Source organism: Vibrio rotiferianus CAIM 577 = LMG 21460, from assembly GCF_002741985.1.
GTDB lineage: Bacteria > Pseudomonadota > Gammaproteobacteria > Enterobacterales > Vibrionaceae > Vibrio > Vibrio rotiferianus.
Map to the genome: position 1 here is coordinate 129,309 of NZ_APHW01000022.1, position 25,537 is coordinate 154,845.

General features: G+C 45.3%; 27 protein-coding genes and 1 pseudogene. 15 read left to right on the plus strand and 13 right to left on the minus strand.

Annotation, left to right across the window (positions count from 1 at the left end; all coding sequences use genetic code 11):
* Position 1 precedes the first annotated feature (1 nt).
* Positions 2-730: a 30S ribosomal protein S2 gene (rpsB, locus tag B853_RS11135; protein ID WP_005529366.1), complete on the minus strand. Its 729-nt coding sequence runs from the start codon at positions 728-730 to the stop codon at positions 2-4.
* Between the two features lie 397 nt (positions 731-1,127).
* Here rpsB and map point away from each other — a divergent pair, with 397 nt between their 5' ends.
* The 3 genes from map to B853_RS11150 all read left to right on the plus strand — a co-directional run bounded on the left by map (position 1,128) and on the right by B853_RS11150 (position 5,267).
* Positions 1,128-2,006 (plus strand): type I methionyl aminopeptidase, encoded by an 879-nt coding sequence (gene map, locus B853_RS11140; protein ID WP_005436764.1) that lies wholly within the window; start codon positions 1,128-1,130, stop codon positions 2,004-2,006.
* A gap of 100 nt (positions 2,007-2,106) precedes the next feature.
* The gene (gene glnD / locus B853_RS11145) at positions 2,107-4,731 is read left to right on the plus strand and encodes a bifunctional uridylyltransferase/uridylyl-removing protein GlnD (protein ID WP_038882868.1); all 2,625 of its coding nucleotides are present in this window, start codon (positions 2,107-2,109) and stop codon (positions 4,729-4,731) included.
* 152 nt (positions 4,732-4,883) lie between these two features.
* Positions 4,884-5,267 (plus strand): DUF3461 family protein, encoded by a 384-nt coding sequence (locus B853_RS11150; protein ID WP_005431713.1) that lies wholly within the window; start codon positions 4,884-4,886, stop codon positions 5,265-5,267.
* Between the two features lie 95 nt (positions 5,268-5,362).
* Here the strand turns inward: B853_RS11150 and truC are convergent, their stop codons facing one another.
* Both truC and B853_RS11160 read right to left on the minus strand, forming a co-directional pair.
* A complete protein-coding gene (truC, locus tag B853_RS11155; RefSeq protein ID WP_038882867.1) occupies positions 5,363-6,130 on the minus strand; it encodes a tRNA pseudouridine(65) synthase TruC in 768 nt (255 codons plus the stop codon).
* A 5-nt stretch (positions 6,131-6,135) separates the two neighbouring features.
* The gene (locus B853_RS11160; RefSeq protein WP_038882887.1) at positions 6,136-6,450 is read right to left on the minus strand and encodes a YqcC family protein; all 315 of its coding nucleotides are present in this window, start codon (positions 6,448-6,450) and stop codon (positions 6,136-6,138) included.
* Between the two features lie 76 nt (positions 6,451-6,526).
* Here B853_RS11160 and B853_RS11165 point away from each other — a divergent pair, with 76 nt between their 5' ends.
* Both B853_RS11165 and B853_RS11170 read left to right on the plus strand, forming a co-directional pair.
* Positions 6,527-7,564: a DUF3549 family protein gene (locus B853_RS11165; protein WP_038882866.1), complete on the plus strand. Its 1,038-nt coding sequence runs from the start codon at positions 6,527-6,529 to the stop codon at positions 7,562-7,564.
* 13 nt (positions 7,565-7,577) lie between these two features.
* Positions 7,578-7,877: a DUF3301 domain-containing protein gene (locus B853_RS11170; RefSeq protein WP_005446190.1), complete on the plus strand. Its 300-nt coding sequence runs from the start codon at positions 7,578-7,580 to the stop codon at positions 7,875-7,877.
* On the opposite strand, the gene B853_RS11175 is transcribed toward B853_RS11170, so the two are convergent.
* The gene (locus tag B853_RS11175; RefSeq protein ID WP_081641138.1) at positions 7,837-8,322 is read right to left on the minus strand and encodes a GNAT family N-acetyltransferase; all 486 of its coding nucleotides are present in this window, start codon (positions 8,320-8,322) and stop codon (positions 7,837-7,839) included. The two genes, B853_RS11170 and B853_RS11175, sit on opposite strands and share 41 nt — an antisense overlap.
* Before the next feature lie 906 nt (positions 8,323-9,228).
* Here B853_RS11175 and B853_RS11185 point away from each other — a divergent pair.
* From B853_RS11185 to B853_RS11195, 3 genes are all read left to right on the plus strand, one after another.
* A complete protein-coding gene (locus B853_RS11185) occupies positions 9,229-9,522 on the plus strand; it encodes a hypothetical protein (RefSeq protein ID WP_038882864.1) in 294 nt (97 codons plus the stop codon).
* Complete coding sequence (locus B853_RS11190; RefSeq protein ID WP_005436748.1) at positions 9,519-9,962, plus strand: YaiI/YqxD family protein; 444 nt, start codon at positions 9,519-9,521, stop codon at positions 9,960-9,962. Before B853_RS11185 ends, B853_RS11190 begins: the two co-directional genes overlap by 4 nt.
* 95 nt (positions 9,963-10,057) lie before the next feature.
* On the plus strand, positions 10,058-10,783 hold the full coding sequence (locus B853_RS11195) for a MipA/OmpV family protein (RefSeq protein WP_038882863.1): 726 nt from the start codon (positions 10,058-10,060) through the stop codon (positions 10,781-10,783).
* 56 nt (positions 10,784-10,839) lie between these two features.
* Here the strand turns inward: B853_RS11195 and B853_RS11200 are convergent, their stop codons facing one another.
* The 3 genes from B853_RS11200 to B853_RS11210 all read right to left on the minus strand — a co-directional run bounded on the left by B853_RS11200 (position 10,840) and on the right by B853_RS11210 (position 13,044).
* A complete protein-coding gene (locus B853_RS11200) occupies positions 10,840-12,426 on the minus strand; it encodes an AbgT family transporter (RefSeq protein WP_010449785.1) in 1,587 nt (528 codons plus the stop codon).
* Between the two features lie 228 nt (positions 12,427-12,654).
* Entirely contained in the window at positions 12,655-12,780 is a 126-nt protein-coding gene (gene ykgO / locus B853_RS11205; RefSeq protein ID WP_004738564.1) for a type B 50S ribosomal protein L36, read from the minus strand.
* Between the two features lie 3 nt (positions 12,781-12,783).
* On the minus strand, positions 12,784-13,044 hold the full coding sequence (locus tag B853_RS11210) for a type B 50S ribosomal protein L31 (protein WP_010449792.1): 261 nt from the start codon (positions 13,042-13,044) through the stop codon (positions 12,784-12,786).
* A gap of 122 nt (positions 13,045-13,166) precedes the next feature.
* On the opposite strand from B853_RS11210, the gene tsaA reads away from it, so the two are divergent.
* The 5 genes from tsaA to B853_RS11235 all read left to right on the plus strand — a co-directional run bounded on the left by tsaA (position 13,167) and on the right by B853_RS11235 (position 17,043).
* Complete coding sequence (gene tsaA / locus B853_RS11215; protein ID WP_038882862.1) at positions 13,167-13,862, plus strand: tRNA (N6-threonylcarbamoyladenosine(37)-N6)-methyltransferase TrmO; 696 nt, start codon at positions 13,167-13,169, stop codon at positions 13,860-13,862.
* Between the two features lie 111 nt (positions 13,863-13,973).
* The gene (locus B853_RS11220; RefSeq protein WP_010449796.1) at positions 13,974-15,689 is read left to right on the plus strand and encodes a proline--tRNA ligase; all 1,716 of its coding nucleotides are present in this window, start codon (positions 13,974-13,976) and stop codon (positions 15,687-15,689) included.
* Between the two features lie 174 nt (positions 15,690-15,863).
* Complete coding sequence (locus tag B853_RS11225; RefSeq protein ID WP_038882861.1) at positions 15,864-16,532, plus strand: tellurite resistance TerB family protein; 669 nt, start codon at positions 15,864-15,866, stop codon at positions 16,530-16,532.
* Positions 16,533-16,645: 113 nt separating this feature from the next.
* The gene (locus tag B853_RS11230) at positions 16,646-16,852 is read left to right on the plus strand and encodes a YaeP family protein (protein WP_005529380.1); all 207 of its coding nucleotides are present in this window, start codon (positions 16,646-16,648) and stop codon (positions 16,850-16,852) included.
* Entirely contained in the window at positions 16,852-17,043 is a 192-nt protein-coding gene (locus tag B853_RS11235; protein ID WP_010449802.1) for a DUF4250 domain-containing protein, read from the plus strand. The genes B853_RS11230 and B853_RS11235 overlap by 1 nt, the downstream gene beginning before the upstream one ends.
* A 93-nt stretch (positions 17,044-17,136) precedes the next feature.
* On the opposite strand, the gene B853_RS11240 is transcribed toward B853_RS11235, so the two are convergent.
* From B853_RS11240 to B853_RS11250, 3 genes and pseudogenes are all read right to left on the minus strand, one after another.
* Positions 17,137-18,501 carry a sodium-dependent transporter gene (locus tag B853_RS11240; RefSeq protein WP_005436738.1) on the minus strand — a complete coding sequence of 455 codons (1,365 nt, stop codon included), beginning with the start codon at positions 18,499-18,501 and terminating at the stop codon, positions 17,137-17,139.
* Between the two features lie 243 nt (positions 18,502-18,744).
* The gene (locus B853_RS11245) at positions 18,745-19,488 is read right to left on the minus strand and encodes a YggN family protein (RefSeq protein WP_081641140.1); all 744 of its coding nucleotides are present in this window, start codon (positions 19,486-19,488) and stop codon (positions 18,745-18,747) included.
* A gap of 60 nt (positions 19,489-19,548) precedes the next feature.
* Positions 19,549-20,030 (minus strand): annotated as a pseudogene (locus B853_RS11250) (GreA/GreB family elongation factor).
* A gap of 76 nt (positions 20,031-20,106) precedes the next feature.
* On the opposite strand from B853_RS11250, the gene B853_RS11255 reads away from it, so the two are divergent.
* Positions 20,107-22,032 carry a RecQ family ATP-dependent DNA helicase gene (locus tag B853_RS11255; RefSeq protein WP_038882858.1) on the plus strand — a complete coding sequence of 642 codons (1,926 nt, stop codon included), beginning with the start codon at positions 20,107-20,109 and terminating at the stop codon, positions 22,030-22,032.
* On the opposite strand, the gene dinB (B853_RS11260) is transcribed toward B853_RS11255, so the two are convergent.
* Together dinB (B853_RS11260) and dinB (B853_RS11265) are read right to left on the minus strand one after the other, a co-directional pair.
* Complete coding sequence (gene dinB, locus B853_RS11260) at positions 22,029-23,105, minus strand: DNA polymerase IV (RefSeq protein ID WP_050568915.1); 1,077 nt, start codon at positions 23,103-23,105, stop codon at positions 22,029-22,031. The genes B853_RS11255 and dinB (B853_RS11260) overlap by 4 nt on opposite strands.
* 105 nt (positions 23,106-23,210) lie before the next feature.
* Positions 23,211-24,260, minus strand: a complete 1,050-nt coding sequence (gene dinB, locus B853_RS11265) for a DNA polymerase IV (RefSeq protein WP_038882856.1) — start codon at positions 24,258-24,260, stop codon at positions 23,211-23,213.
* A gap of 270 nt (positions 24,261-24,530) precedes the next feature.
* Between dinB (B853_RS11265) and B853_RS26005 the strand changes: the two genes are divergently transcribed.
* Positions 24,531-24,695, plus strand: coding sequence for a hypothetical protein (locus B853_RS26005; RefSeq protein WP_158111749.1), 165 nt, complete (start codon positions 24,531-24,533; stop codon positions 24,693-24,695).
* Positions 24,696-24,853: 158 nt separating this feature from the next.
* Here the strand turns inward: B853_RS26005 and B853_RS11270 are convergent, their stop codons facing one another.
* Positions 24,854-25,489 carry a hypothetical protein gene (locus B853_RS11270; RefSeq protein WP_017046385.1) on the minus strand — a complete coding sequence of 212 codons (636 nt, stop codon included), beginning with the start codon at positions 25,487-25,489 and terminating at the stop codon, positions 24,854-24,856.
* Positions 25,490-25,537: the final 48 nt, after the last annotated feature.

Here is a 25,537-nt window from a genome sequence, read left to right on the forward strand (position 1 = left end):
ATTATTCAGCTTCTACGAAACCGTCTTTTTCAGCAACTGCTGCAACGTCTTTGTTGCGACCTTCAGACACTGCAGATGCTGCAGCGTTTAGGTATAGTTGAACTGCGCGGATCGCGTCGTCGTTACCTGGGATGATGTAGTCAACGCCGTCTGGGTTAGAGTTAGTATCTACCACAGCGTATACTGGAATACCTAGGTTGTTAGCTTCTTTAATTGCAATGTGCTCGTGATCAGCGTCGATTACGAATAGAGCGTCTGGTAGGCCGCCCATATCTTTGATACCACCAAGAGATTTCTCTAGCTTCTCCATTTCACGAGTACGCATTAGAGCTTCTTTCTTAGTTAGTTTTTCGAAAGTACCGTCTTGTGCTTGTGCTTCGAAATCTTTTAGACGCTTGATTGATTGACGAACTGTTTTGTAGTTCGTTAGCATGCCGCCCAACCAACGGTTGTTAACGTAGTATTGGTTGCTTGCGATTGCAGCTTCTTTAACAGCTTCAGATGCAGCGCGCTTAGTACCTACGAATAGAACTTTACCTTTCTTCTCGCCAACTTTAGCTAGTTCAGCTAGAGCTTCGTTGAACATTGGTACAGTTTTTTCTAGGTTGATGATGTGAACGCGGTTACGAGCACCAAAGATGAATGGCTTCATTTTTGGGTTCCAGTAACGAGTTTGGTGACCGAAGTGAACACCAGCTTTCAGCATATCGCGCATTGATACAGTTGCCATTTTAAAATCCTCTATGGGGTTAGGCCTCCACATCCCCCATAATTCCGACCAAGCTTCTGCTCAGCACCCCGGAACATGTGACGGAATGTGTGTGATTTAAAGATAAAAGTTTAATCGGAAGAAGCCTGCTTCGCTGCTATTCTAAAGAAAAGCAAAGAGAACAGTCCTCGATTCCGGCGCGCTTTATACCATATTTTAGCCTAAGATGGCTAGTAAAAATTGTTTCTTACAATTCTAATTTACCTATCACACCTACCCCTACTCCCTCTTAAATTCCATGACTAGACTACAAGTAAGAATGACTCATATTCTTAACTGGCTTGGGTTAACCGCAAGATGTCTGATAGAATGCGCGCATTCGCACGTTAGCGTGCTTACGAATAAGTAGAGAAAGCCAATGTCAATCAAGATTAAAACTGCTGAAGAAATCGAACGCATGCGTATTGCGGGCAAGCTAGCCGCAGACACTCTAGAAATGATCGAACCGCACATCAAAGCCGGTGTGACGACAGAAGAGTTAAACAAAATCTGTCACGATTACGCTCTAGAAAGAGGCGCTTACTCTGCACCGCTTGATTACCATGGATTCCCTAAATCGATCTGTACGTCAATCAACCACATCGTTTGTCACGGTATCCCAGCAACTGAAGACGAGAAAGGTGCAAACGGCCAAATGAAGCCAGCTGTACTTAAAGATGGCGACATCATCAACGTTGATATTACGGTTATCGTTCCTAACGATGAAAACGCGGATCTAAGTGTTCGTCCACAAGGCTACCACGGTGATACGTCTAAGATGTTCTTAGTGGGTGATGTTTCACCTGCAAATAAACGTCTGTGTATGGTGGCTCAAGAGTCACTGTACATCGGCATGCGTCAAGTAAAACCAGGGGCAACAGTAGGTGACATCGGTACCGCTATCGAGAAGTACATCAAAGAAAACAATAAGAACAACCCACGTAACAAGTTCTCTATTGTTAAAGACTTCTGTGGTCACGGTATCGGTGATGAGTTCCACGAAGAGCCACAAGTGGTTCACTACAAGAACAAAGACCGTCGTGTACTAAAAGAAGGTATGTGCTTTACTATTGAGCCAATGATCAACGCAGGTAAGTTTGGTTGTACTGTTGACGCTCAAGACGATTGGACGGTTTACACTGGCGACGGTAAAAACTCTGCACAGTGGGAACACACTATCGTGGTAACCAAAGAGGGTTGTGAAGTACTAACACTTCGTAGCGACGATACCATTCCACGAATGATGAAAAACGTTTAATCGCCCATCACTTTCCATATCCCCGCCCATGCGGGGATATTTTTTATCTGCAGCAAATTTGTTAGATTGCTAATAGTTTTAGCTTGCACGGATAGCAAATATGACCCTTCAGTCTCCTCTTACGTTTACCGATGAACAGATCAACATCGGCGAACTTAAGCAAGAACTCGAAAAATTCAGTTCATACCAAAAAGAAGAATTCCTTCAACATCACCCAGTGACGAACCTCGTTTTGTCACGTGCTGAGTACATGGATTTACTCCTCAATCGTTTATGGCAACACTTCGGCTTTAAAGACATCCATAATATTTCATTAGTTGCCGTAGGTGGTTACGGGCGTGGTGAGTTACACCCTCTGTCTGATATCGACATTTTGATTCTGTCCAATAACAAACTGCCAAACGCGCTAGAAGCCAAAATCAGTGAGTTCATTACCCTGTTGTGGGATTTACGCCTCGAGGTGGGCCACGCTGTGCGTACTGTGGATGAATGTGCAGAAATAGGCCGAGCAGATTTAACCGTTGCAACAAACCTACAAGAAGCGCGTTTGTTGTGTGGCAGTGAAGATACTTTCCAAGCGTTGAAGAAAGTGGTGCTATCCGACTCTTTTTGGCCGAGCGAAACCTTCTACCGCGCTAAGATTCAAGAGCAGCGTGAACGCCATGCTCGATATCATGACACCACCTACAATCTTGAACCTGACATCAAATCCACGCCGGGTGGCTTACGTGATATTCACACTTTAAGCTGGGTGGCACGCCGTCACTTCGGTGCGACCTCATTGTTGGAGATGAGCCGCTACGGATTCTTAACCGATGCGGAATACCGAGAGTTGGTTGAATGTCAGGATTTCCTATGGCGTGTACGTTTTGCCCTGCATATTGAGCTGCGTCGTTACGACAACCGATTAACTTTTGCTCATCAGGCACAAGTCGCGGAGCACCTTGGCTACGTTGGAGAAGGTAACCGAGGCGTCGAGATGATGATGAAGGAGTTCTACCGTACCCTTCGTCGTGTGGCAGAGTTGAATAAGATGCTACTCAAGCTGTTCGATCAAGCGATCATCAATGGTGGCGCTTCCGAAGACGCAGAAATCATCGATGAAGATTTCCAACGTCGTGGCGCACTGATCGAAGCACGCAAACCAGCACTATTCCAAGCACGCCCAGAAACGATTTTAGATATGTTCCTGCATATCGCCAACGATTCAAGCATTGAAGGCGTCAGCCCACCGACTTTGCGTCAGTTACGTACCGCACGTCGTCGTTTGAACAAGTTCTTGCACACCATTCCAGAAGCACGTGAAAAGTTTATGGCGCTGTGTCGTCATCCAAATGCGCTGCATAAAGCGTTCAGTCTAATGCACAAACTTGGTGTACTCGCAGCGTATCTACCGCAGTGGAGCCAAATTGTAGGACAGATGCAGTTTGACCTCTTCCATGTCTACACAGTAGATGAGCACAGTATTCGCCTGCTCAAGCACATCAATACCTTTAGCTACGCAGAGAACCACAGCAAACATCCAATTTGCTGCGAAGTTTACCCTCGAATCCAGAAAAAAGAACTACTGATTCTGGCGGCGATTTTCCACGACATCGGTAAAGGCCGCGGCGGTGACCACTCGGTGATTGGCGAAGGCGAAGCGTATGACTTTTGTATCGAACACGGCTTGTCTAAGCCAGAAGCGAAACTGGTTAGCTGGCTGGTAAGGCATCATCTGTTGATGTCTGTGACGGCACAACGTCGTGATATTTACGATCCAGACGTGATTACCGAGTTCGCCAAGCAAGTTCGTGATGAAGAATACCTTGAGTACCTTGTGTGTCTGACCGTTGCAGATATCTGCGCGACCAACCCAGAACTTTGGAATAGCTGGAAACGCACCCTGCTCGCCGAATTATTCTATTCAACCCAACGTGCGCTTCGTCGTGGCTTAGAGAACCCAGTGGATGTACGCGAGCGTATCCGCCACAACCAACAAATGGCCTCTGCCCAGCTGCGCAAAGAGGGCTTCTCTGCGCGCGAAATTGAAGTTCTGTGGCAGCGCTTTAAAGCCGATTACTTTTTGCGTCACACCCATAAGCAAATCGCTTGGCACTGCGAGAACCTACTACGCATGGAAGACACGAGCAAACCTCTGGTGCTTATCAGCAAAAAAGCCACGCGTGGTGGTACTGAAGTGTTCGTCTATAGCCCAGACCAACCCGCATTGTTTGCTACCGTCGTAGCTGAGCTTGACCGCCGCAACTTCAACGTACATGACGCGCAGATCATGACAAGCAAAGATGGCTATGTGCTCGATACTTTTATGGTACTGGATCAACACGGTAAAGCGATTGAAGAAGGCCGCCATAGTGCCGTGACTAAGCACATTACCCACGTATTGGAAGACGGTCGTCCGACAAAAATTAAAACGCGTCGTACACCAAATAAGCTCCAGCACTTTAATGTAAAAACCAAAGTTGACTTCCTACCTACTAAGAGCAAAAAGCGTACTTTGATGGAGTTTGTCGCTCTCGATACGCCGGGACTGTTGGCAAAAGTTGGACGTACCTTCGCAGACTTGGGCATTAACCTCCATGCAGCAAAAATCACCACCATCGGTGAGCGTGCAGAAGACTTGTTTATCCTAACCAGTGAAGCAGGCGGCAGGCTAAGTGAAGAGCAGCAAACAGAACTGCGTGAGAAGCTGATAGAGAAATTGTCTGACTCAGTTTCGGCCTAAGTAAAAACATAAGTTTCATCAACAACTAAGGTGGGCAAGAGTGATAGCGATCTTGCCCACAAGTTGAGCAATTTGATGAAATATCAGCTATCTAGCTCATAAATGGGCTGCTACAGTTGTATTGACTCCAATTCAATACACAGAGGTAGCCTATGTATCCCCACCTCACTGGTTTGGGCATCCACGATCCAAAACAGATTGAACGTTATTCCCTACGCCAAGAAGCACATAAAGACGTCCTAAAGATCTACTTCCACAAGCAGAAAGGCGAATTTTTCGCTAAGAGTGTGAAGTTCAAATACCCTCGCCAAGTCAAAAGCGTGCTGGTAGACAGCGGCAGTCACAAATACAAAGAAGTCACCGAGATCAACCGCAACCTCACTCTGGTTATCGATGAACTGAATAAGATCACCAAGCCAGCGAAAACGACTGAAGTGGATGTGAAAGAGAAAATTCTCTCTGATCTTCGCCATCTGGAAAAAGTCGTTTCTAGCAAGATCGCAGAGATCGAGGCGGATCTGGAAAAACTAAAATAGTCCGCTTTATTCCTAAATAATTAAAAAAGAGGTTGGTATACATACCAACCCCTTTCTCGTCTTATCTTTCGCCGGCACAGCTCAATCTAAGCGCATTATTTAACCAACGATTCATCCCACTCAAATCGAGTGAACAACTGCTGCCAAGTCTCATCGATATTGGCTTTCATCACGATTTCTTCATCGGTAAATGGATGCACAAAACGCAACTCTGATGCATGCAACAACAGTCGGTGAGAGTCGAATTCGGTACGGTACAACTTGTTGTGCTTACCATCACCATGTGTTGTATCACCAACAATAGGATGACGCAGGTGAGCCATGTGACGACGCAGCTGGTGCTTACGTCCTGTCTTCGGCTTCATTTCCATCAAACAGTAGCGCGTGGTTGGGAACTTACCTGTTGAATAAGGTACTTCCACTTTTGCTAGCGGTTTGTATGCCGTTACTGCTTCTTGTGCTTCTTTCTCTTGCGAAGCAAACTTATCAGCAATCTTATCGAGTTCAACTTTCAGAGCGTAATCTAGCACACCCTCTTCTTCGATCCAGCCACGAACGATCGCGTGATAGGTCTTCTCCATCTTATGCTCTGCAAACATTGGCATGACTTGCGATGCCACTTCACTGGACAGAGCAAACACAAGCACACCAGAAGTAGGGCGATCTAAACGGTGCAATGGGAAAACATGCTGACCAATTTGATCGCGTAGCGTTTGCATCACAAATTGAGTCTCATGCTTATCCAACCAACTGCGATGGACTAACATACCTGCAGGTTTGTTCACCGCAACAAAGTACTCGTCCTGATAAACGATCTCTAATACAACGGGTTCAACAGATAGTGATGTTTCTTGTTCTGACATTGAGGTTACTTACATAGTTCGTCGATGGTTCGGATAGTCTCAAGCAATTCGCCATAATGCAGCTTTTGCTTCCACGCTTCTGCGAAATACGGCTCAATAGAAAAGCCACGTGGCAAAGGTTGGTTACTTTCCACTAACGCACGCATACGTGCAATAAAAATCCACTGTAACCACTCATGAGGATGCAGCGTATCAATCGCGAAAGGTTCCGTGCTCTGAAGCGCTTCTGCCGAGGGCATGGTTTGTTGCCACAGCTCATGGTGCTGCAATTGCGCTTCAAGTTGTTGAAGTAAGTCGACCAATTGGATGTTTGTTGCCATTAATTCCATCTCGAACCTTGAATTAGCCGAGAATGATACCATTTCTTGTGAAAAGAACATTAGGATGTCGTATTTAATGGAAAACATTCAAACCCTCACTCAGCTGTTAAACAACAGTCAGTGTGAGTATCAAGTCTTCGACCTTGGTCGTCGTATCAAGACCATCGAGCCACAAGTCTTTGCGGATGTGGAAAAAGGTCAATGCCCTTACCCATTCCCAATGCAACGCAAAGCGCATTTGGCTATTGCCTACTGGAATGAGCAAAAGCAGCCTTGGATTTGGTTCTTGAAGTTCGAGTTGGATGAACGTGGCCTGCTCAAGCAAGCGGATATTGGTAACTTCATTAAATACGTCGTAGAAGCCATGGGTACTCGTTTAAGCGAGGAAATGTCGGAAGAGCAACAACAAAAGCTTTCTAACAACCCATACACTTTCAAACCTGCGGAAGAAAAGATGGCCGTCTTCCACAGCCAAGTTCGCGCTAACTTGGACTTACCCACCAGCCAGTATTACGAGCACACCCAGCACTACTTTAGCGGTGGTTTAGGGTGGGAAAACTGGCAAACGGTTGGTCTGCAAGGCATCACCGATATGGCTGCACGCCTAGGCAAAGAGCAAAATGCCGTCACCTTACGTAAAGCCCTAAATCATTTACCTAATGAACCGCTTTACGCTCTACTTGGCGCATTAGAACATGTTGACCTGCAAGAGCGTTTAGCAGAACGCATTGCTGAGAAAGCGCTACAAGAAATCGAAAGTAACGAGCCAGACTTATTCTTACTTTCCGCTTTGATTCGTGCCCTAGCTGGCGCACCAATCGAGGTGTCACAGCCAATCTTAAAAGCGATTTTGCAAAGCCCACGATTGAGTCACCAAGAAGTGTTGATCGGTATCGCTGGCCGCACGTGGCACTTACTCGGTGACGCTGGCATCGCTAAGCAATTTTTGCTGCGACTTGCACAAACTGGGAACCAGGCTCTATTTAATCAATTGTTTGCTGACCTAGTGATGCTACCAGAACTAAGGTTGGTTCTTTTGCCTCTGCTGCACTCTAGCCCATCAGAAGAGCTAGCGACTGCATTGGTAAAACTGCAGCAAGCAACAAAGGGATAATAAAGGATTAGGGATGATCGGTGACCTATTAGCCATTTTAGGACTGTGCTTCTTCTGCTTTTTATTTTGGCAGCAACGACGTCAATCGGAGTTGGCAAAAGCGGCCATTACGCGTAAATGTGAGCAGTTGGATCTGCAATTGGTGAGCATCGCTTTTGGTGCGCATAAACTAAAAACGCCAGACGGAATCTGGCGTTGGCATACAGTGTATCAATTTGAGTTTTCATCCCTTGGTGATGATTGCTACCAAGGAGAGTTGACGATGATCGGATTTAGGCCGCTGAACTTTCACCTACCGCCACATCGCTTGTAAATTCCATTTCAAAGTAAGGGCCGTAAAGGTCCTTACTCTCTCTAGTCTTTGTAAATCCAAGTTTTTCCAATACTGCCGTGGATGCTTTGTGATGGCTGTTCACATTCGCTTTGACTTTGTGTAGCCCAAGCTCACGGCACGCTTTCGGGAAAAACGCCTTTAGCGCTTCTGTCGCTAATCCTTTACCCCAATAAGCTTTATCAAAGATAAATCCCAGCTCTGGTTCATGATCCAGATTCGAAATGAATACGTGTCCCATGTAATCACGACTGGTACTCTCAAGCACCGCCATGCTGTAGACATTCTCATCATCCAGAACCTTCTCAAACAACTGCTTAGCAGAAGACACCGTATGAGGGCCGTTCATCTCTGCGCGATTTCTAGCGCAACAATTCAACATCACGAACTCTAGTTGCAACGACTCATTGTAGGGTAGAAGAAGCATTCTTCTGGTTACTATGGTCACATCTGTTCCTTGATTACAGCAAACTTAATTTATCCACATAACAATAACTCATGAGCTATCGATTTGTTATGCGGTACATAACGCCATTTAGAGAAGCCGAAAGTTAAACCAACTGATTGGAAAGGATATTGATCTGGATTGTTTTTTATTCAGTGTTGTAAGGAATTTATAAATAATGTGATACTGACACTTTTAATTATTTTAAGTTATGTAAATGCCAAAATAAGAAAGACCCCGACACTAGCGTATCGGGGTCATAGTCTTACTCGCAGCAGTCCGGCTACTAATTAGTGCTCCATGCATCATCCATAATAGTGGCTGATTCCGTCAGCTTAGTCCTTACGTCGCCGTCCTAGCGGTGTCCTTATCATCCTGATAGCTAACATTCCTCGTTAGCGCGCATCACTTGTTCCTTGAGCGGTGTCCTTTGCATCGTCCTGATGCTGTCCTTACCTCAATCCTATGAGGGGTCCATTGTCTTTCCTTAGTCATCAACATCCTATTGATGATTGTGTCCTTACAATGTCCTACGCTCCTTGCTTGATCACTCATCCTGAATAATCAAATCGTCGTCCTGACGATGACCAAATCCTTGGTGCTTTCCTGTTCCATGTCTGCTTCCTGCCGACAAGGTTTAATTTACGCTTTTCCCTTTAAATCACAATCTACCCTAGAAAATCTTTTGCTGAAAAACTTAGTTAACAGCATGTTAAAATTATATTTTTCATATACTTATTGCGAAAAAATTCTATTTGGCTGATGACGAAATCGTTTTCTCTCACAACCCGTGTGAGAGATCTCGCACAAGGCACTGCCGAAATTGCTATTCGCTAAAATCTGTAGTGCAAAGTATGATGATATAAGTCATTTTAGTAGGGACAAATTATGTTAACTCAAGACGTCACTAAAGAGCTGGAAGCCGTGATGGAGCAGTTGCAACAGCAAGGTAAAGAGCCGACCGTAGCTCTAGTTAAAGCTCGAATGAAAACACCTGTGCCGATGCCAGCATTAATCGCAACCATCAAAAGCTGGAAGAACGCCAACCGTATTCCTAAAGTCGAGGTTGCGGTTCAAACTCCAAAGGAAGAAGATCGCATCACCGCGCTCGAAAACACGGTTGCTCAACTGGTGACTCGCGTTGAAGAACTTGAAGCAAAGCTGAGTGAGAAGGCATCATGAAGTTGTGGGTAGATGCGGATGCTTGTCCGAAAGTCATTAGAGAGACAATTGTACGTGCCGCTGAGCGAACCGGTGTGGAATGCACATTTGTAGCAAACCATGTGGTCCCTGTACCCAAGCGTGCCAATATTCACTCTCTGCAAGTACCGGCTGGCTTTGATATTGCCGATAACGAAATCGTACGTCGCGTGGAAGCCAATGACTTAGTGATTACCTCTGACATTCCATTGGCAGACGAAGTGATCAGCAAAGGGGCTCAAGCATTAAGCTCACGAGGCGAGTTATATACCAAAGACACCATCAAAGCGCGTTTGAACATTCGTGACTTTATGGACACCATGCGCTCAAGCGGTATTCAAACAGGCGGCCCTGCGGCTCTGTCTCAAACAGAACGCAGAGAGTTCGCAAATCATCTCGATAGAATCCTTGCTAAGCGTTGACGCTCTCTTCCTCCATCAATGAAATCAGCCTATTGATGAAATAGGATTAGTAAAACTCCGTTCTTTGTTGTTATAACAAAAACGGAGTTTTATTTATGAATGCAAGGATCGTCCTTCCCCTCTCACTACTTTTTGTCTCTGCTGATTCACTTGCCAATCAAGAATCTTTTGGCCTCGTAGGAGGCAGTGTTACCTATGGCGAGAGCGTTTTTTCCGTCAAAGACACACCTCAGCTTGGTGCGACACCTAACTTGTTCTATTCCGGTCCCATTGGCTTTGTTGATGGCAGCTTAGCAAGTTGGCAAGCGTTACCTTATGTTGGGCTATCAGCCAACTGGCGTTTCACGGAAGTCTCCGATACGTTTGCCGATCTTCCAAACGGCATCGAAAGTCGTGATGGCAATGGTGAACTTGGTATTACTTTAGGCACCGTTGGTGCAAGACTGACTTATCTGCATGACGTTACCTCAGAACATAACGGTTACGAAGTTCAACTGCATCTCGGTCGGACGCTAAAAACTTGGCTACCTCCGTTTACCCTCACTCCCTTTCTAGAGGTCGATTATCGAGATAAAAAACTCTCCAACCACCTGTACAGTGTCTCAGCACGAGAAGCGGTAGCATCAGGACTAAGAGAGTTTAAAGCCGATTCTACTTTTGTTTATCAAGCTGGAGTTATTGGTTTGTATGAGTTCACACCATCTTGGATAGGCATTACAAAAGCTGAATTTATTCATCATGATAGTGAGAGCCCTTTGATTCAGCGTGATGTCGGTTGGTCATTTGAAGTCGGTTTCACTTACCGTTTTGCAGGGTTATAAATAGACAAAAGCCTGCGAGAAACGCAGGCTTTGATTAAGCTGAGTGAGGTTGCCAATTAAGGCGTGTAGTACGTTGCCGCACCAGGACCTACTGGTAAACCAAATACGAATACCCATAGGTAGAACAGTACACTCCAACCAACAATGAAGACGATTGAGTAAGGTAGCATGGTCGCGATCAGCGTACCGATACCTAGGTTCTTCATGTAGCGTGTTGCTACCGCAAGGATAAGACCGAAGTAGCTCATCATCGGTGTAATGATGTTCGTCGTTGAGTCACCGATACGGTAAGCCGCCTGAATCGTTTCTGGCGCGTAACCAACAAGCATTAGCATAGGAACGAAGATTGGTGCTGTCACAGCCCACTGCGCCGATGCCGAGCCAATCATCAAGTTGATGAAACCACACATTAGGATGAAGGCGAAGAACAGCATTGGACCAGTTAGACCGATTTCTTGCAGGAAGCTTGCACCCGCTACCGCGAATACTTGACCAAAGTTTGTCCACTTGAAGAAGGCAACAAATTGAGCCGCAAAGAATACCAAAACAATGTACATGCCCATTGAAGACATTGACTTCGACATTGCATCAATCACATCGCGATCATTTTTCATGGTGCCAACAACGCGACCGTAAACAAAGCCCGGTACTGCGAAGAAAACAAAGATGAACGCAACAATACTCTTCAGGAATGGAGAGCCTGCAACCGTGCCTGCATCAGAGCGCAGAACACCGTCAGCTGGAACGATAGTCCAAGCTAGTAGCGCAGAAACCGCCAGTACCGCAATACCTGCTAGTTTTAGACCTTTCTTCTCTACGTCAGTCAGACCACCCATCTTATCTTGAGATAGGTCTTCTGCCGCTTCTTCATCATTGTATTTGCCAAGTTTTGGCTCAACGATCTTCTCAGTAACAAATGCACCGGTAATCGCGATGAAGAAAGTAGAAACAAACATGAAGTACCAGTTTACTTCTGGGCCTACTGTGTAAGTTGGGTCAATCATCTGCGCTGCTGTTTCAGTGATACCTGAAAGCAGTGGGTCAACCGTACCAATCAGTAGGTTTGCGGAGTAACCACCAGATACACCAGCAAACGCAGCCGCTAGGCCAGCAAGTGGGTGACGACCTAGAGAGTGGAACAGCATTGCCGCGAGTGGGATCAGTACCACGTAGCCAAGCTCAGAAGCCGTGTTTGAAATGATACCAGCGAAAACTACCGTTACCGTAACCATGCGCTGAGAAGCGCCCATTACTAGGCCACGCATTGCAGCAGAAAGTAGTCCAGAATGCTCTGCAATGGCAACACCCAGCATCGCCACCAGTACGGTACCTAACGGTGCGAAGCCTACGAAGTTTTTCACTAGGTTAGTAACAATCAGTTGTAAGCCTTCTGCGTTTAACAGACTAACAACTTGAATCATGCCGTCGGCGGCGCGACCAGGTGCACCTTCAGGGCGAGGGTCAACTACGGAAACTTCGAAGTAACCAGCAATGCCAGACATGACTAGGATTGCAAGACAGAAAATAGCGAAAAGTGTGATCGGGTGGGGTAATAGGTTCCCCAAATATTCAACTGTATCTAAGAAGCGCGTGAACATTGGCTTCTTTGGCGAGTTTTGTTTCATTGAAGCAGATGAACTCATCTGTTCCCTCCTTGTATGTATTCCTGCGCATATGTAACAAAAATGTCACTAAGCATGCGCAGGGTACTCGACACAAGGGTTAAGTGAAAGTTCAAAACGTTACAAAATGTAACCAATAGTCGAACTTATGACCTATAATAGATAAAAATATAGTTATATCATCCATGCATAGATCATAAATCAGAATTATAAGTAAGCAGATTCCATAAATTCTCACGATATTTATGGTTATTTCTGCACCGCCTTAAACCGTGGATTCGTTTTGCAAATCACGAATAAACGCCCTCTCCTCTTGACGATTTGACAATCAGGATGACGGCTTTTTGCACTCTTCAATGATTTAACCACCTTCATTTTTTAATCCTTATCTTTGCCAAATTGACCAAAACGACGATTGAAGTTTGCAATACGACCTTCCGCTTGAACCACACGTTGTTTGCCTGTGTAAAACGGATGGGACGCTGACGAAACGTCTAACGTGAAATATGGGTAAGTTTTGCCATCTTTCCATTCGATAGTTCGGTCGGTTTGCAACGTTGAACCAACCACAAAATATTCGTCTACGCTGGTGTCGTGAAATACCACAGGTCGGTATTTGGGGTGGATACCTGGCTTCATAAAAATAGTCCTTTCGATTAATTGTTATGTTATAACATTTTAATTAATAATCATTCTCAACAAGAAAAGCAAGCAAAATTTGTGATACTTTTCTTCTCAAACCTTTCATCAAGACACAAACCATGTATTCCATAGAGCCAATTGGCATTATTGAAAGCCCGTATAAAGAGAAGTTCGCTGTTCCTCGCCAGCCACGTTTGGTACCCGCAGCGCGATCACGCGTCAAACTTCAAGGCGCAGCAAATAGCCCTGAAGCCGTGCGCGGATTGGAGCAGTTTTCTCATGTTTGGTTGTTGTTTTTGTTTGATCAGAATTTAGAAGCCGGATGGAAACCAACTGTGCGCCCACCTCGTTTGGGCGGCAATGAGCGTATTGGTGTGTTTGCTTCACGCTCTACCTTTCGCCCCAACGGCATTGGTATGTCTGCTGTAGAAGTCAAAGGCATCAGTAAAAAAGGCGATCAGATCTATTTGGATCTTGGCAACGTAGACTTGGTTGATGGCACACCGATTGTCGATATCAAACCATACATCCCCTACTCGGATTCGATTAGAGAAGCACAAGGCGGTTATGCCGAAGAAGAGCCTGAAACATCGCAGGTCGAATTCTCTGACATTGCACTGGCGGCACTCGAAAAGCATAACGATACTGAGTATGTAAAAACAGTTCTCGAGCAAGTTCTGGCACAAGATCCTCGTCCGGCTTACAAGAAAAACAAGTCTGACAGCAAGGAATATGCGGTAAATTTGTTCGATTTAAACGTCAAGTTCGCGGTTAGCGATAACTTAATAACAGTTACTGCGATTGAAAGCTTTTGACAAAGGCATTTGGCTGATATTATAGGCGGCTAACAATTTTCCCCTCGTGGGACCTTCATACTCCTGCCCATTCTGGCTTGAGTATCTAACTTTAATAAACGGATAAATTTAATGCGTACCAGTAATTATCTTCTTTCTACTCTGAAGGAGACTCCAAACGACGCAGAAGTAGTGAGCCACCAGCTCATGCTACGCGCGGGTATGATCCGTAAGCTGGCTTCAGGTCTATACACCTGGCTGCCTACTGGTCTACGTGTGCTGCGTAAAGTCGAAAACATCGTTCGTCAAGAAATCGACAATGCAGGTGCAGTCGAAACTTTGATGCCCGTTGTTCAGCCGTTTGAACTATGGGAAGAGACAGGTCGTTCTGAGAAGATGGGTCCTGAGCTACTTCGCTTTACTGACCGTCATACTCGTCCGTTTGTTCTTAGCCCTACAGCTGAAGAAGTGATCACTAGCCTTGTGCGTAACGAAGTGAGCTCTTACAAACAGCTTCCGCTAAACCTGTACCAAATCCAGACTAAATTCCGTGATGAGCGTCGCCCACGTTTCGGTGTAATGCGTGCACGTGAATTCTGCATGATGGATGCATACAGCTTCGACATCGACAAAGAAGGTCTAGAGAAATCTTACCAAGCGATGCACGATGCTTACTGTAAAGCATTCGATCGCATGGGTCTTGAGTACCGTCCAGTACTTGCTGACTCTGGTGCTATCGGTGGTAGCGGCTCTCAAGAGTTCCACGTACTAGCTGAAAGCGGCGAAGATCTAATCGCATTCTCTACTGAGTCTGATTACGCAGCGAACATCGAAAAAGCAGAAGCGGCAGCGCCTGCAGGTGAGCGAGCTGAGCCAACTCAAGAGATGACGCTGGTTGATACGCCAAACGCGAAAACAATCGCTGAGCTTGTAGAACAGCACGGTCTACCAATCGAGAAGACGGTTAAAACTCTATTCGTTAAAGCGTCTGATGAAGTAGATGCTGACATCATCGCTCTTATCGTTCGTGGTGACCACGAGCTAAACGAAGTGAAAGCAGAAAACCTACCTCAAGTTGCTTCTCCACTAGAGATGGCAACAGAAGAGGAAATGCGTGCACTGATCGGCGCTGGCGCTGGTTCTCTAGGCCCTGTTGGTCTTGAACTGCCATTCATCGTTGACCGCTCTGTTGCAGCAATGAGTGACTTCGGCGCGGGTGCAAACATCGACGGTAAACACTACTTCGGTATCAACTGGGGTCGTGACGTAGAACTAGGCCAAGTTGAAGACCTACGTAACGTAGTTGAAGGCGATCCAAGCCCATGTGGTCAAGGTACGCTAATGCTTAAGCGTGGTATCGAAGTTGGTCACATCTTCCAACTAGGTAATGTTTACTCTCAAGCGATGAACTGTGGTGTTCTTGGTCCTGACGGTAAGAACGTAATCCTAGAGATGGGTTGTTACGGTATCGGTGTATCACGTGTTGTTGCTTCTGCAATCGAGCAGAACCACGACAAATACGGCATCATCTGGCCTGACGCACTAGCACCTTTCCAAGTGGCTATCGTTCCTATGAACATGCACAAGTCTGAAGAAGTGAAAGAAGCGGCTGAGAAGCTGTACGCTGAACTGACGGCTATGGGTATCGAAGTACTATTCGATGACCGTAAAGAGCGCCCAGGCGTGATGTTCTCTGATATGGAACTTATCGGTATTCCTCACACTATCGTGATCGGTGATCGTTCAATGAAAGAAGGTAACTTCGAGTACAAGAACCGCCGCTCTGGTGAGAAGACAGCCGTTGCAATGGCAGACATCGTTGAGCACGTTAAAGCTCAGCTACAATAAGCTGCACTAAGCACACACTGTGCTGAATATATAGCGATGAAAAGGGTTGGCTTCGGTCAGCCCTTTTTTACGTCTGTTTTTTAAGCCTGTTGGCCCTCTCTAATATTAGCGCTGTTAATCTTTGGTTCAGATTCATCACCTTACACTGAATTCAATCTAGTAAGGAGGTCACTCATGGATCTAAAAAGTCTTCTTAACCAAGCTCTCAAATCAGACCTGCTCAAGCAAGGTACCGATGCGCTTGGTAAACAATCGAGCAATATCAAATCTTCATCTAGTTCTAGCCAACTAAAAACCCTTGGCGCAGGTGCGATCGGCGGCGGCCTTATCGGCATGTTAATGGGCTCTAAAAAGAGCAAAAAGATGGCCAAGAAAGTCGGTACAGGCGCACTCAAAGTCGGTGGCGCAGCGGCACTAGGTGCTCTGGCTTACAAAGTCTACAACGATTGGCAATCGAAACAGGATACACAAGGCGTCAACGAAACCTTCGATCCTGATGACAACAAACATGCAAAGCTGATCCTTAAAGCCATGATTGGTGCAGCGAAAGCCGATGGCCATGTCGATGAAGAAGAAATGGCTCGCATCGAGCAAGCACTGACAGAAATGGGCGCAGATGATCATGTAAGACAGTTGGTTCATCAAGAGCTACATAAGCCTCTCGATCCGGCGGAAATTGCGCGCTTGGCGACCTCTCCACAACAGGCTTCAGAAATATATCTGGCATCACTGATTGTGGCCGATGAGCAAAACTTTATGGAAAAGGCGTATTTGCAGGAACTTGCTAAGCAGCTCAACCTTGCTCCAGAAGTGACGCATCAATTGGAAGCACAGTTGCAGTGATGAATGTTTGCTCAAGTTGCTTGTTAACTTGAGCCAAAACAATTCTCTGCTTTGAGTTTCAAAACGGCTATGTGTATATTTGAGAGCAGTTATCATTTATTAAGGATTTAGCCATGCAAGTATACGGCTGTTGTGAATTAGTTCGTGAGCTTTACGCTCAAATCGGTAGTGGCGATCAAGCTTACGTGCCTCAAGCAATCTCGTGTGCCGTAAGAGCACTGAATGACGTTGCGGCAGACGAGTCTCTACCAAAAGACGTGCGTGAAAAAGCGGCGTTTGCTGCGGCAAACCTACTGATCTCTGATTTCGAGGATAAGTAATGAATTTAGCGAACTTCGAATCCATGGATCCAATCATGCTGATGAGCATCGTCAACATGAAGCTACGTGACGACTTCGGTGGTGATCTGGATAAGCTGGTTGCATTCTTTGATATCGACCGCGCAGCACTTGAAGCAAAGCTGGCAACGGCGGGTTTTGACTTTCTGCCTGACGCAGGTCAGTTCCGTTAATCGCTCATCGCGACGGACAACGTAAACAACGAATAGAAAAAAGGGCTTGATGCATCCATCAAGCCCTTTTCTTTTGTACTTTGCGTAAGCTGATTAGCCGAACGAAGCCCAAATAACGGTCGCGACCAGAATCGGACAAACAAACTTCACGTATGCTGGCCACAACTTACCGAACCAACCTTGAGTGAACTCAGGACAACCTTGCTCAAGCTCTTTGATTTTTGAGTGACGATTCCATACCCAACCACCAAATAGACAGAACAGTAGCGCCGCCATAGGTTGTAGATATTGCGTTGCGATGGTCGCAACCATGCCAAACAGTGCGCCGAAGTTAAATACGATAACCACACTGAACAGCGCAATCAGGCCACCTAATACCCAGCTTGTCGTGCTGCGCTTAGTGTTGAATCGCTCACCCACCAGTGCAACCGGACATTCAAGCATCGAGATAGATGAAGTCAGTGCTGCGATCGTCAGTAGTAAGAAGAACACGATTGAGAATAGTTGACCAAGCAAACCTAAACTATCAAACATCAGCGGTAGAACTGTAAATACCAGTGTATCTGAACTTAATAGCGAACCATCTTCTGCATAGATTTGAACGCCTTTTTGCATCGCAACGAACATTGCAGGCATTACCACTAGACCAGCAATAAAGGCAACCGCGGTATCTACCATAGTCACGTTCATCGCCATCTTAGGCAGGTTCTCTTTCTTGCTTAGGTAGGAGCCGTAAATAAGCATCGAACAACCACCAATCGTTAGCGAGAAGAAACCTTGTCCCATTGCTGCAAGGATAAGTTTGCGATCCCATACTTTCTCGAAATCAGGTACCAGATAGTGCTTCAAACCTTCCATCGCACCGTTTTGCGTCATGATGTAGATGAACAGCAAACCAAACAGAACAAACAGTGCTGGCATTAGACGTGTAGACCACTTCTCAATGCCCTGCTTCACGCCGCCTTGTACGATCAAAATGGTTAATACATAAAATGTAATCGTACCAAACAAGTTGCGCTCAACGCTGAAGCCTTTCAACCATTGTGTCGCCGCTTCCATGCCCATGATGTCGGTAACTGCGCCCAACATAAAGCAGATCAACCAGCCGCCTACAATCGAGTAAAACGCCAAAACCGCACTTGGTACACTCAGACCAATCCAACCAACTAGGCCGCCAAGCTTCTTGCCCACTGGGTTGTCTGTTAGAGAGCGCATACTGTCGACTGGGTTGGCTTGACCATGACGACCGATCGCCATTTCAACCACCAGCATTGGGAATGCAACGATAAGAATCATCACCAAGTACACCAACAAGAAGGCGCCGCCGCCGTTGCTTGCTGCTTGGGTAGGAAAGCCCCAAATGTTACCTAGACCCACCGCGGCACCAGCTGCCGCTAAGATGAAACCAAGGCGTGAACCAAAATGCTCACGAGGCTGAGAAGAAGTTTGTTGCGTCATACCACTCACACAAATATCAATGAACTAGCTGACTAGTACACTATAGCAATATCATCTTCTCAACAAGAGCGATTAGGTTAATTACTCGACAGTTAGAACAAATAGTAGATATTCAGTTTGTAAATTTCTACGTACAACAATAAACGACTAAAAAACAAAAAGGGCCGTTGATGACTCAACGACCCTTTTTATAAGTCTTGGTGGGTACAGATTGGCGCGCTATTCCACCACTTCCCAAACTTCTTATATTGTGAAGACTTGGTAATCTTTCAGCTCTGGGATCTTCTTCAGTAGGTCTTGTTCTTCACCCGCCATATCATCCAGAGATTCACACAAATCTTCCGCTTGTTTTTCTACGTCTTTCGAGTGTTCTGCTAGGCGCTCTTGTACCTTAGCTTGCAGTTCGGCCATGCTTTCAGACAGCGCAGTTAGGTTCAAACCACCGTCTTCTTTCATCTTGGCAGACAACGCTTCAAATGCGCTGGTTAGGAATTCTTTGTTAAAGATTTCTTGGGCTTTTTCGAAGTCTTGTGACCATGATTCAGTCATCGAATCAAAGCTATCAGCAGGCAGAATAAAATCACCGTCTTTGTAGTAACGAGCTTCTACATCTGCAAAGAAGTCTTTTACTGCGACTTTCACGTTATCAAATGAATCTGGCGCATCAAGGCTAACCGCGATGTCATCTATAATGTCGTTTGCCAATGCTAAGCCATCACTTGCCAACTGTTTTGCTTGCGGAATGTAAGCATTCATCTTCTCGCGGTAATTCTCGATTGCCGCTTTCTGATCATCATCAAGCTCGATCAACTCGCCTTTGATAAACAGGTTATTGTCTTCGTCGACAACCGCTTTTTCACCATTGGTATGCACGATTTCTAAGTTCTGACCATCCATACGAACTTCGTTGTTAATATCGACGCGACACTGGGCTGCATAGCCACTGGCGCTGATGGTCAACAATGAGAGTGTGAGCAGTTTCTTCATTACTTTCTCTTTTTTCATGGTTATTCTGTTTAACTATAACAAGCAACTATGGATAAGATGTCAGCAAACCGTCACGACTTCATAACAAGTTGTTTTATCGCCAATTTTCATATCAATGTCTTCCCCTTCTTCTTTGCCGACCAAAGCACAACCAAGGGGGGGGATTTCGGCGTGAGAACAAACACTTCTTTGCCTTGCCATTCAACGGTCAGTCCACCGGAGCAAGGGCCAATAAAGAAGGCTTTTTCAGTATCATTCTCGTCCACTAATTCCACATAAGCACCAACCGCGATACGTGCATCGACAAAATCACGCAACACAAGGGTGCGGTACTGGCGAAGCTCTTCTTCACTCTCTTGTACACGCATTGCTTGCCCGTGTGCCAGATACGATGCCTCAAGTGCTAATGTGTCGTACTTGTGCTCAGGTACCGTCTCTTCATCTGTCGCTGCATCAATAGCTCTTTGCGTCGAGGCATGAGCAACTTGCAGTTTATCTTCGAGTTGTTGAATGATTATTTGGACTAAATCGACTTTGTTCATACTTTTAGGGCGCGCGTTTGGCACTCAGGGTGTGTTAATGTAGCCCAGTTTATCATCAAACCAAGGTTTCCCTATTATGCAAAGTGACTCGCTTCAGAAAACGCTTCAATCCGTGTTCGGGTTTGACTCATTAAGATCCGGCCAACAACCGGTGATTGAAGCAGTAATGAACGGGCACTCAGCCGCTGCCATCTTCCCAACTGGCTCAGGGAAATCGCTTTGCTACCAACTTCCTGCTACTCAGTTACCACACCTGACGTTGGTGATTTCACCGCTTCTTGCATTAATGAAAGACCAACTAAGCTTCTTACAAAGCAGAGGCATTGCTGCGGCATCTATCGACAGTAGCCAAAGCCGTGAAGAAGCACAGCAGGTGATGGCTGGTGTGAAGAATGGACATATCAAGATTTTGATGATCTCGGTGGAGCGACTCAAGAACGAACGTTTTCGCGAGTTCATTCGTCAAATTCCGCTTTCTCTAATGGTGGTCGACGAAGCGCACTGTATCTCAGAATGGGGTCATAACTTCCGTCCTGACTACCTTAAACTGCCGCAATACCAACGTGAACTGAATATTCCGCAAACCCTGTTGCTAACCGCAACAGCAACGCCTGCGGTTATTGAAGACATGCAAAGTAAGTTTAATATCGCTGACGAGAATATTACGGTTACTGGTTTCTATCGCTCTAATCTCGATATTTCTGTGGTGCCTTGCGAGGAAGAAAATAAGCAAACACAGCTGAATGACATCATTGCTGCGGCCCCTAAACTGCCGAGTATCGTGTACGTAACTCAACAGCAAACCGCAGAGCAAGTTGCTAGCTCACTGATTCGTTTAGGCATCAATGCTCATGCTTACCACGCAGGTATGAAAAGCGACATACGCGAGAAAATCCAACAGCAGTTTATGGACTCACAAATCGACTGCATTGTCGCCACAATCGCGTTTGGTATGGGGGTAGATAAATCCGACATTCGTCGTGTTATTCACTTCGATTTACCGAAATCTATCGAAAACTACGCACAAGAAATCGGGCGCGCTGGACGAGATGGGCAGCGCTCGGAGTGTATTCTTTTGGGGAATACTTCTGGCTTAACAGTATTAGAGAACTTTGTTTACGGTGACACGCCAGAGCCAAGCTCAATCAATTATGTATTAGAACAAATTCGCGAGAACACGCCTCAGTGGGAAGTGATGGCGCTACGCTTATCTCGCGACAGCAATATTCGCCAACTGCCACTAAAGACCTTGTTGGTTTACCTAGAGTTGGCAAAAGTGATTGAAGCCAAATACAGCTATTTCGCGGAATATCGCTTCAAGTTCTTACAAGACCAGTCTTTCATCCTCAATCATTTCCAAGGTGAACGACGTCAGTTTGTTGAAGCTATTTTTGCTTGTTCAACCAAAGCGAAAGTGTGGTGCCAAGTGGATTTAGAAGCCTTGTGGATGAACTATCAATCTGAGCGTAGTCGTGTGGTTGCGGCGCTTGATTACTTCCACCAAAACGGTTGGATTGAATTAGAAAGCAAACAGCTCACGGATGTGTATTCGGTTCTCCCTGCTACTCAAAATCAAGAAGCGATTTCTCAGCATTTGGCTGAGCTGTTCCAATCCAAAGAACAGAAAGACATTGAACGAATTCATACCATGCTGAGCCTGTTCCAGTCATCAAGTTGTCTGAGTCACCAATTGGCATATTACTTTGCTGATCATGATGCACCAACGCAATGTGGCCACTGTTCTGTGTGTCGTGGACAAGTCGCATCGTTCCCTCAACCACAACAAGTACAACCTGAGTTGACTCACCTATCCGCTTGGGTTGATGAATTTGTCCAACTTTCACCAACGGTGATTAGCAATGCCGCTGTGGCGCGCTTCCTATGTGGGATCAGCACGCCAATCATTGCTCAGCTTAAAGCCAGCAAACTGCGAGGCTATGGTTCAATGGCGAATGTCTCTTTTGCACTGGTACTAAAACAGGTTGAGTTAGCGCGAGCTTAGAAGAAACTCAATTGGCGCGCTTGTTGTTCAGGCTTGAGCATCACACTCAAGCCTAACAGCCTTATTTCTCGGCCGTTTTGGCGCTTGAGAATGTCTCTTAGCAGCACTTTGAAGTCTTCGAGTTCAAGTTGAGGATGAATGTGCTCGATCGTTGTGAGTTGAAAATCAGCAAACTTGAGCTTGATCCCCTGCTTGATGATCGATTTATCTGGGCTGGCTTTCTCTAAACGTCTCTCCAGTTCAGGGTACAACTTGTCTTCAATCACCTTCCAGCACTCATCATAAGTAGCAATGTTTTCGCTAAACGTACGCTCTACCCCAACCGATTTACGTTCGCGCTCGACCACCACTTCGCGATCATCAATGCCATGGCTACGCTTCCACAAGGACGCACCTTGGCGCCCAAATTGGCGCAACAGCTCACGGTAATCACTGTTTTTGATGTCTTCACATAGGTAGAAGCCTGCTTGGTGTAGTTTCTCCAAACTGACTTTGCCAACACCGGGAATCTTTTCTAGCGGTAGTTTATCCACCACTTCTTGAACCTTCTCTGGCGGAATCACAAACTGACCATTAGGCTTGTTCATATCGGAGGCGACTTTGGCGAGAAACTTAATCGGCGCAATACCGGCAGATGCCGTTAATCCCAACTCAGAGTATATGTCGTTGCGAATTGACTCAGCGATTAAGGTCGCAGAGCCTCGGCACATCTTAGAGTCAGTCACATCCAAATAAGCTTCATCGAGAGACAGCGGTTCTATTAGCGGGGTATATCGCTCAAAAATGGCTCGTATCTGTTGGGAAACTTGTTTATAGACGTGCATTCTACCGGGAACCACGAGTAAGTTCGGGCATAACTGGAGCGCACGCGCTGTTGGCATCGCACTACGAACACCAAATTTGCGCGCTTCATAATTACACGTACTGATCACCCCACGTTGTTTCTCATGACCGCCGACAGCAAGAGCCGTCCCTCGGTAACTTGGGTTGTCACGCATTTCTACAGCGGCGAATTCTAACTCGTAGGTGAAAAATGTAAGTTTGACTGACTGAGTGAGTGAGAGCGCTTTTATAACTTAGGTTTAGATACAAGTTTTAACTTACACAAACCCCTTACAAAAAAATCCGAGAAATTTATGTAAAAAACGGGCATTTCGTTAAAAATTCACTTACAAAAATCACAAAGGGAGGTTTAACTGGTCTGTAGATACTTTGGGCTCAACACCAACATTTAAACCAATCAAACGAACCCTTCGCCCCTGTCTTCTGTTAAATGCTTCTTCACATAACCTAATAAAAAACTGCTTATCAAAAGTATCATGCCTATGTTCAACTGTTGTTTGCTGAAAGTCATTAAACTTAATCTTCACACCAAGCTTTGAAATAAGCTTTCCTTCAAGCGCTTTCTCCAATCTTTTTTCCAATTCTAAAAACAAGGGATCAATTGCTAAAAGGCATTGCTCTAAGTTATCAATATCACTGAAGTAAGTTCTTTCGACCCCTACTGATTTTCTTACCCTCTCAACAACAACAGGTCTATCATCTATTCCGTGACACCTATCCCTGAGAGTGTTACCGAATTTACCAAATTGACTAATCAGAATATTCCTATCGGCCTCTTTGACATCTTTACCTTTAAACAAACCAAGCTTATTAAGTTTTTCTAAAGTAACCCTGCCCACACCATTGATCTGGCCTAAGTCCAAATTATCAATAAATGATTGAATTTCATCAGGCGTAACAACGCAAATACCATTTGGTTTATTCACATCTGAAGCGACTTTAGAAACAAACTTTAATGGGGAAACTCCTGCCGAAGCCGTTAAATTCAATTCAGTTTGAATAGATTTACGTATGTCTTCTGCAATTAAAGTTGCTGAACCTTGAAACAGCTTAGAACCTGTGACATCTAAATACGCCTCGTCTAACGATAGTGGCTCTATTACATCCGTATACCGTCTAAAAATTTCATGGATTTGCCTAGATACCGCCTTATACTTTTCCATATTTCCAGACACTACCGTTAAGCTTGGGCAAAGTTGCAACGCTTTTGCTGTAGACATAGCCGAACGCACACCAAAAGCTCTCGCCTCATAGCTACAAGTTGCAATAACGCCGCGACCATCTTTCCCTCCAACAGCTAGAGGGATTCCACGTAAAGAGGGGTTGTCCCTTGCTTCTACAGAGACATAGTAACTGTCGAGATCTATATGGATTATCTTTTTCATTAATGAAAGTTCACTATATCCCTGAAATGTTTAGTAAGGCGATATCATCACTGCGTGAAAACATCACCTCACTACAAGGGTATTTAAAAGAACGATGGTCAAGAAAAATCATAAATGCCTAGCGAGTAGTGAGCGGTGCGAGCGTAACGAGTGGCTTTATTATTATTCTTTACCATCACTGACAGATTTAATTGCTCAAAAAACCACCGTCGAACATGTGTATTTATACAGTGTACTATCATAGCGTACCCATCACAAAGGAGGATTTGTATGCAAGAAGAATTGCTCTATTTAATCAATGCGAAAGCGCAGATTTTGGGCGTGTCGCCAAGTGCGATAAAGGCGGCTTTAGCCATGGAGTGCTTACTGGATGAAGAAGCTGCCGATGACCCAATTTCATTGATCAGAGACACCAGCATAAACGATATACGTTAATGCATAACGTTAATAGCAGCGCATCTTTGGACAGAACCGATTTAGAGCAACCTGTCAGAGCTGATTACATCGTGGCTACAGAACTGACAGATTGAATCCAGACTAATCCAATTTATACCACCTGGGTTATCTTTACTTTAATAGCTTTCATTAACCAGCTATTGGTTTATGAGCGTATTTTTGATTGATGGCAAGATGTAACCTAGATACTCATCCCGAACCCTTAAGCTACATGTTTTAGATAGTTCAAAGTCAATGGTATGCCCATCAACGTAAATTGAACTACTAAGCTTGTCTAGCTTATATTCCTTGCCTTCTATAAGCTTTTCCAGTGCCTGAAACGCATCTTTTATGCTCGTTATTTCGATACTAGCTTTCGCCGCTCTGTCTATGACTACGCGGCTAACTTTTACCTTTCCAGTGCCTTCAAGCTTTGCGTTAAGATCACTTTCGAGTACACATCTAAACGCTTTCAAGCTCAACTCTGGGTTACTAAAGCCCATCTGAAAGTCAAACAGTCTCGTGAAGCAATCCAAAAACGTCCTCGTCGACTTTGGTGAGTTATAAATCACCATCAATAGTTTGTTTGTATCTAGAGCCTCGATATGAAAGCTGATGTTTCTATAGGTGACGTACGAAATCTCATCGATAACATTACCAAATTGGTCATAGGTCTCATCGTTAAACTCTACTTTTTCAGAGTACGTAGCGTGAAGAGCTTCCGATTCATTCAGCGAAACGCCGTGAAATGTAAAGTCATGCTGCTCATCAGATTGCTGCCTTAATTTAGACATTATTTCTGAGACGCTCTTTTTACTATTTATCAGTAGTAACTTCAGCCT

What these genes read in the sequence shown, in the direction of transcription:
- rpsB (WP_005529366.1), bottom strand. Translation starts at nt 730, where the DNA reads ATGGCAACTGTATCAATGCGCGATATGCTGAAAGCTGGTGTTCACTTC.
- map (WP_005436764.1), top strand. Translation starts at nt 1,128, where the DNA reads ATGTCAATCAAGATTAAAACTGCTGAAGAAATCGAACGCATGCGTATT.
- glnD (WP_038882868.1), top strand. Translation starts at nt 2,107, where the DNA reads ATGACCCTTCAGTCTCCTCTTACGTTTACCGATGAACAGATCAACATC.
- B853_RS11150 (WP_005431713.1), top strand. Translation starts at nt 4,884, where the DNA reads ATGTATCCCCACCTCACTGGTTTGGGCATCCACGATCCAAAACAGATT.
- truC (WP_038882867.1), bottom strand. Translation starts at nt 6,130, where the DNA reads ATGTCAGAACAAGAAACATCACTATCTGTTGAACCCGTTGTATTAGAG.
- B853_RS11160 (WP_038882887.1), bottom strand. Translation starts at nt 6,450, where the DNA reads ATGGCAACAAACATCCAATTGGTCGACTTACTTCAACAACTTGAAGCG.
- B853_RS11165 (WP_038882866.1), top strand. Translation starts at nt 6,527, where the DNA reads ATGGAAAACATTCAAACCCTCACTCAGCTGTTAAACAACAGTCAGTGT.
- B853_RS11170 (WP_005446190.1), top strand. Translation starts at nt 7,578, where the DNA reads ATGATCGGTGACCTATTAGCCATTTTAGGACTGTGCTTCTTCTGCTTT.
- B853_RS11175 (WP_081641138.1), bottom strand. Translation starts at nt 8,322, where the DNA reads ATGCTTCTTCTACCCTACAATGAGTCGTTGCAACTAGAGTTCGTGATG.
- B853_RS11185 (WP_038882864.1), top strand. Translation starts at nt 9,229, where the DNA reads ATGTTAACTCAAGACGTCACTAAAGAGCTGGAAGCCGTGATGGAGCAG.
- B853_RS11190 (WP_005436748.1), top strand. Translation starts at nt 9,519, where the DNA reads ATGAAGTTGTGGGTAGATGCGGATGCTTGTCCGAAAGTCATTAGAGAG.
- B853_RS11195 (WP_038882863.1), top strand. Translation starts at nt 10,058, where the DNA reads ATGAATGCAAGGATCGTCCTTCCCCTCTCACTACTTTTTGTCTCTGCT.
- B853_RS11200 (WP_010449785.1), bottom strand. Translation starts at nt 12,426, where the DNA reads ATGAGTTCATCTGCTTCAATGAAACAAAACTCGCCAAAGAAGCCAATG.
- ykgO (WP_004738564.1), bottom strand. Translation starts at nt 12,780, where the DNA reads ATGAAGGTGGTTAAATCATTGAAGAGTGCAAAAAGCCGTCATCCTGAT.
- B853_RS11210 (WP_010449792.1), bottom strand. Translation starts at nt 13,044, where the DNA reads ATGAAGCCAGGTATCCACCCCAAATACCGACCTGTGGTATTTCACGAC.
- tsaA (WP_038882862.1), top strand. Translation starts at nt 13,167, where the DNA reads ATGTATTCCATAGAGCCAATTGGCATTATTGAAAGCCCGTATAAAGAG.
- B853_RS11220 (WP_010449796.1), top strand. Translation starts at nt 13,974, where the DNA reads ATGCGTACCAGTAATTATCTTCTTTCTACTCTGAAGGAGACTCCAAAC.
- B853_RS11225 (WP_038882861.1), top strand. Translation starts at nt 15,864, where the DNA reads ATGGATCTAAAAAGTCTTCTTAACCAAGCTCTCAAATCAGACCTGCTC.
- B853_RS11230 (WP_005529380.1), top strand. Translation starts at nt 16,646, where the DNA reads ATGCAAGTATACGGCTGTTGTGAATTAGTTCGTGAGCTTTACGCTCAA.
- B853_RS11235 (WP_010449802.1), top strand. Translation starts at nt 16,852, where the DNA reads ATGAATTTAGCGAACTTCGAATCCATGGATCCAATCATGCTGATGAGC.
- B853_RS11240 (WP_005436738.1), bottom strand. Translation starts at nt 18,501, where the DNA reads ATGACGCAACAAACTTCTTCTCAGCCTCGTGAGCATTTTGGTTCACGC.
- B853_RS11245 (WP_081641140.1), bottom strand. Translation starts at nt 19,488, where the DNA reads ATGAAGAAACTGCTCACACTCTCATTGTTGACCATCAGCGCCAGTGGC.
- B853_RS11255 (WP_038882858.1), top strand. Translation starts at nt 20,107, where the DNA reads ATGCAAAGTGACTCGCTTCAGAAAACGCTTCAATCCGTGTTCGGGTTT.
- dinB (WP_038882856.1), bottom strand. Translation starts at nt 24,260, where the DNA reads ATGAAAAAGATAATCCATATAGATCTCGACAGTTACTATGTCTCTGTA.
- B853_RS26005 (WP_158111749.1), top strand. Translation starts at nt 24,531, where the DNA reads ATGCAAGAAGAATTGCTCTATTTAATCAATGCGAAAGCGCAGATTTTG.
- B853_RS11270 (WP_017046385.1), bottom strand. Translation starts at nt 25,489, where the DNA reads ATGTCTAAATTAAGGCAGCAATCTGATGAGCAGCATGACTTTACATTT.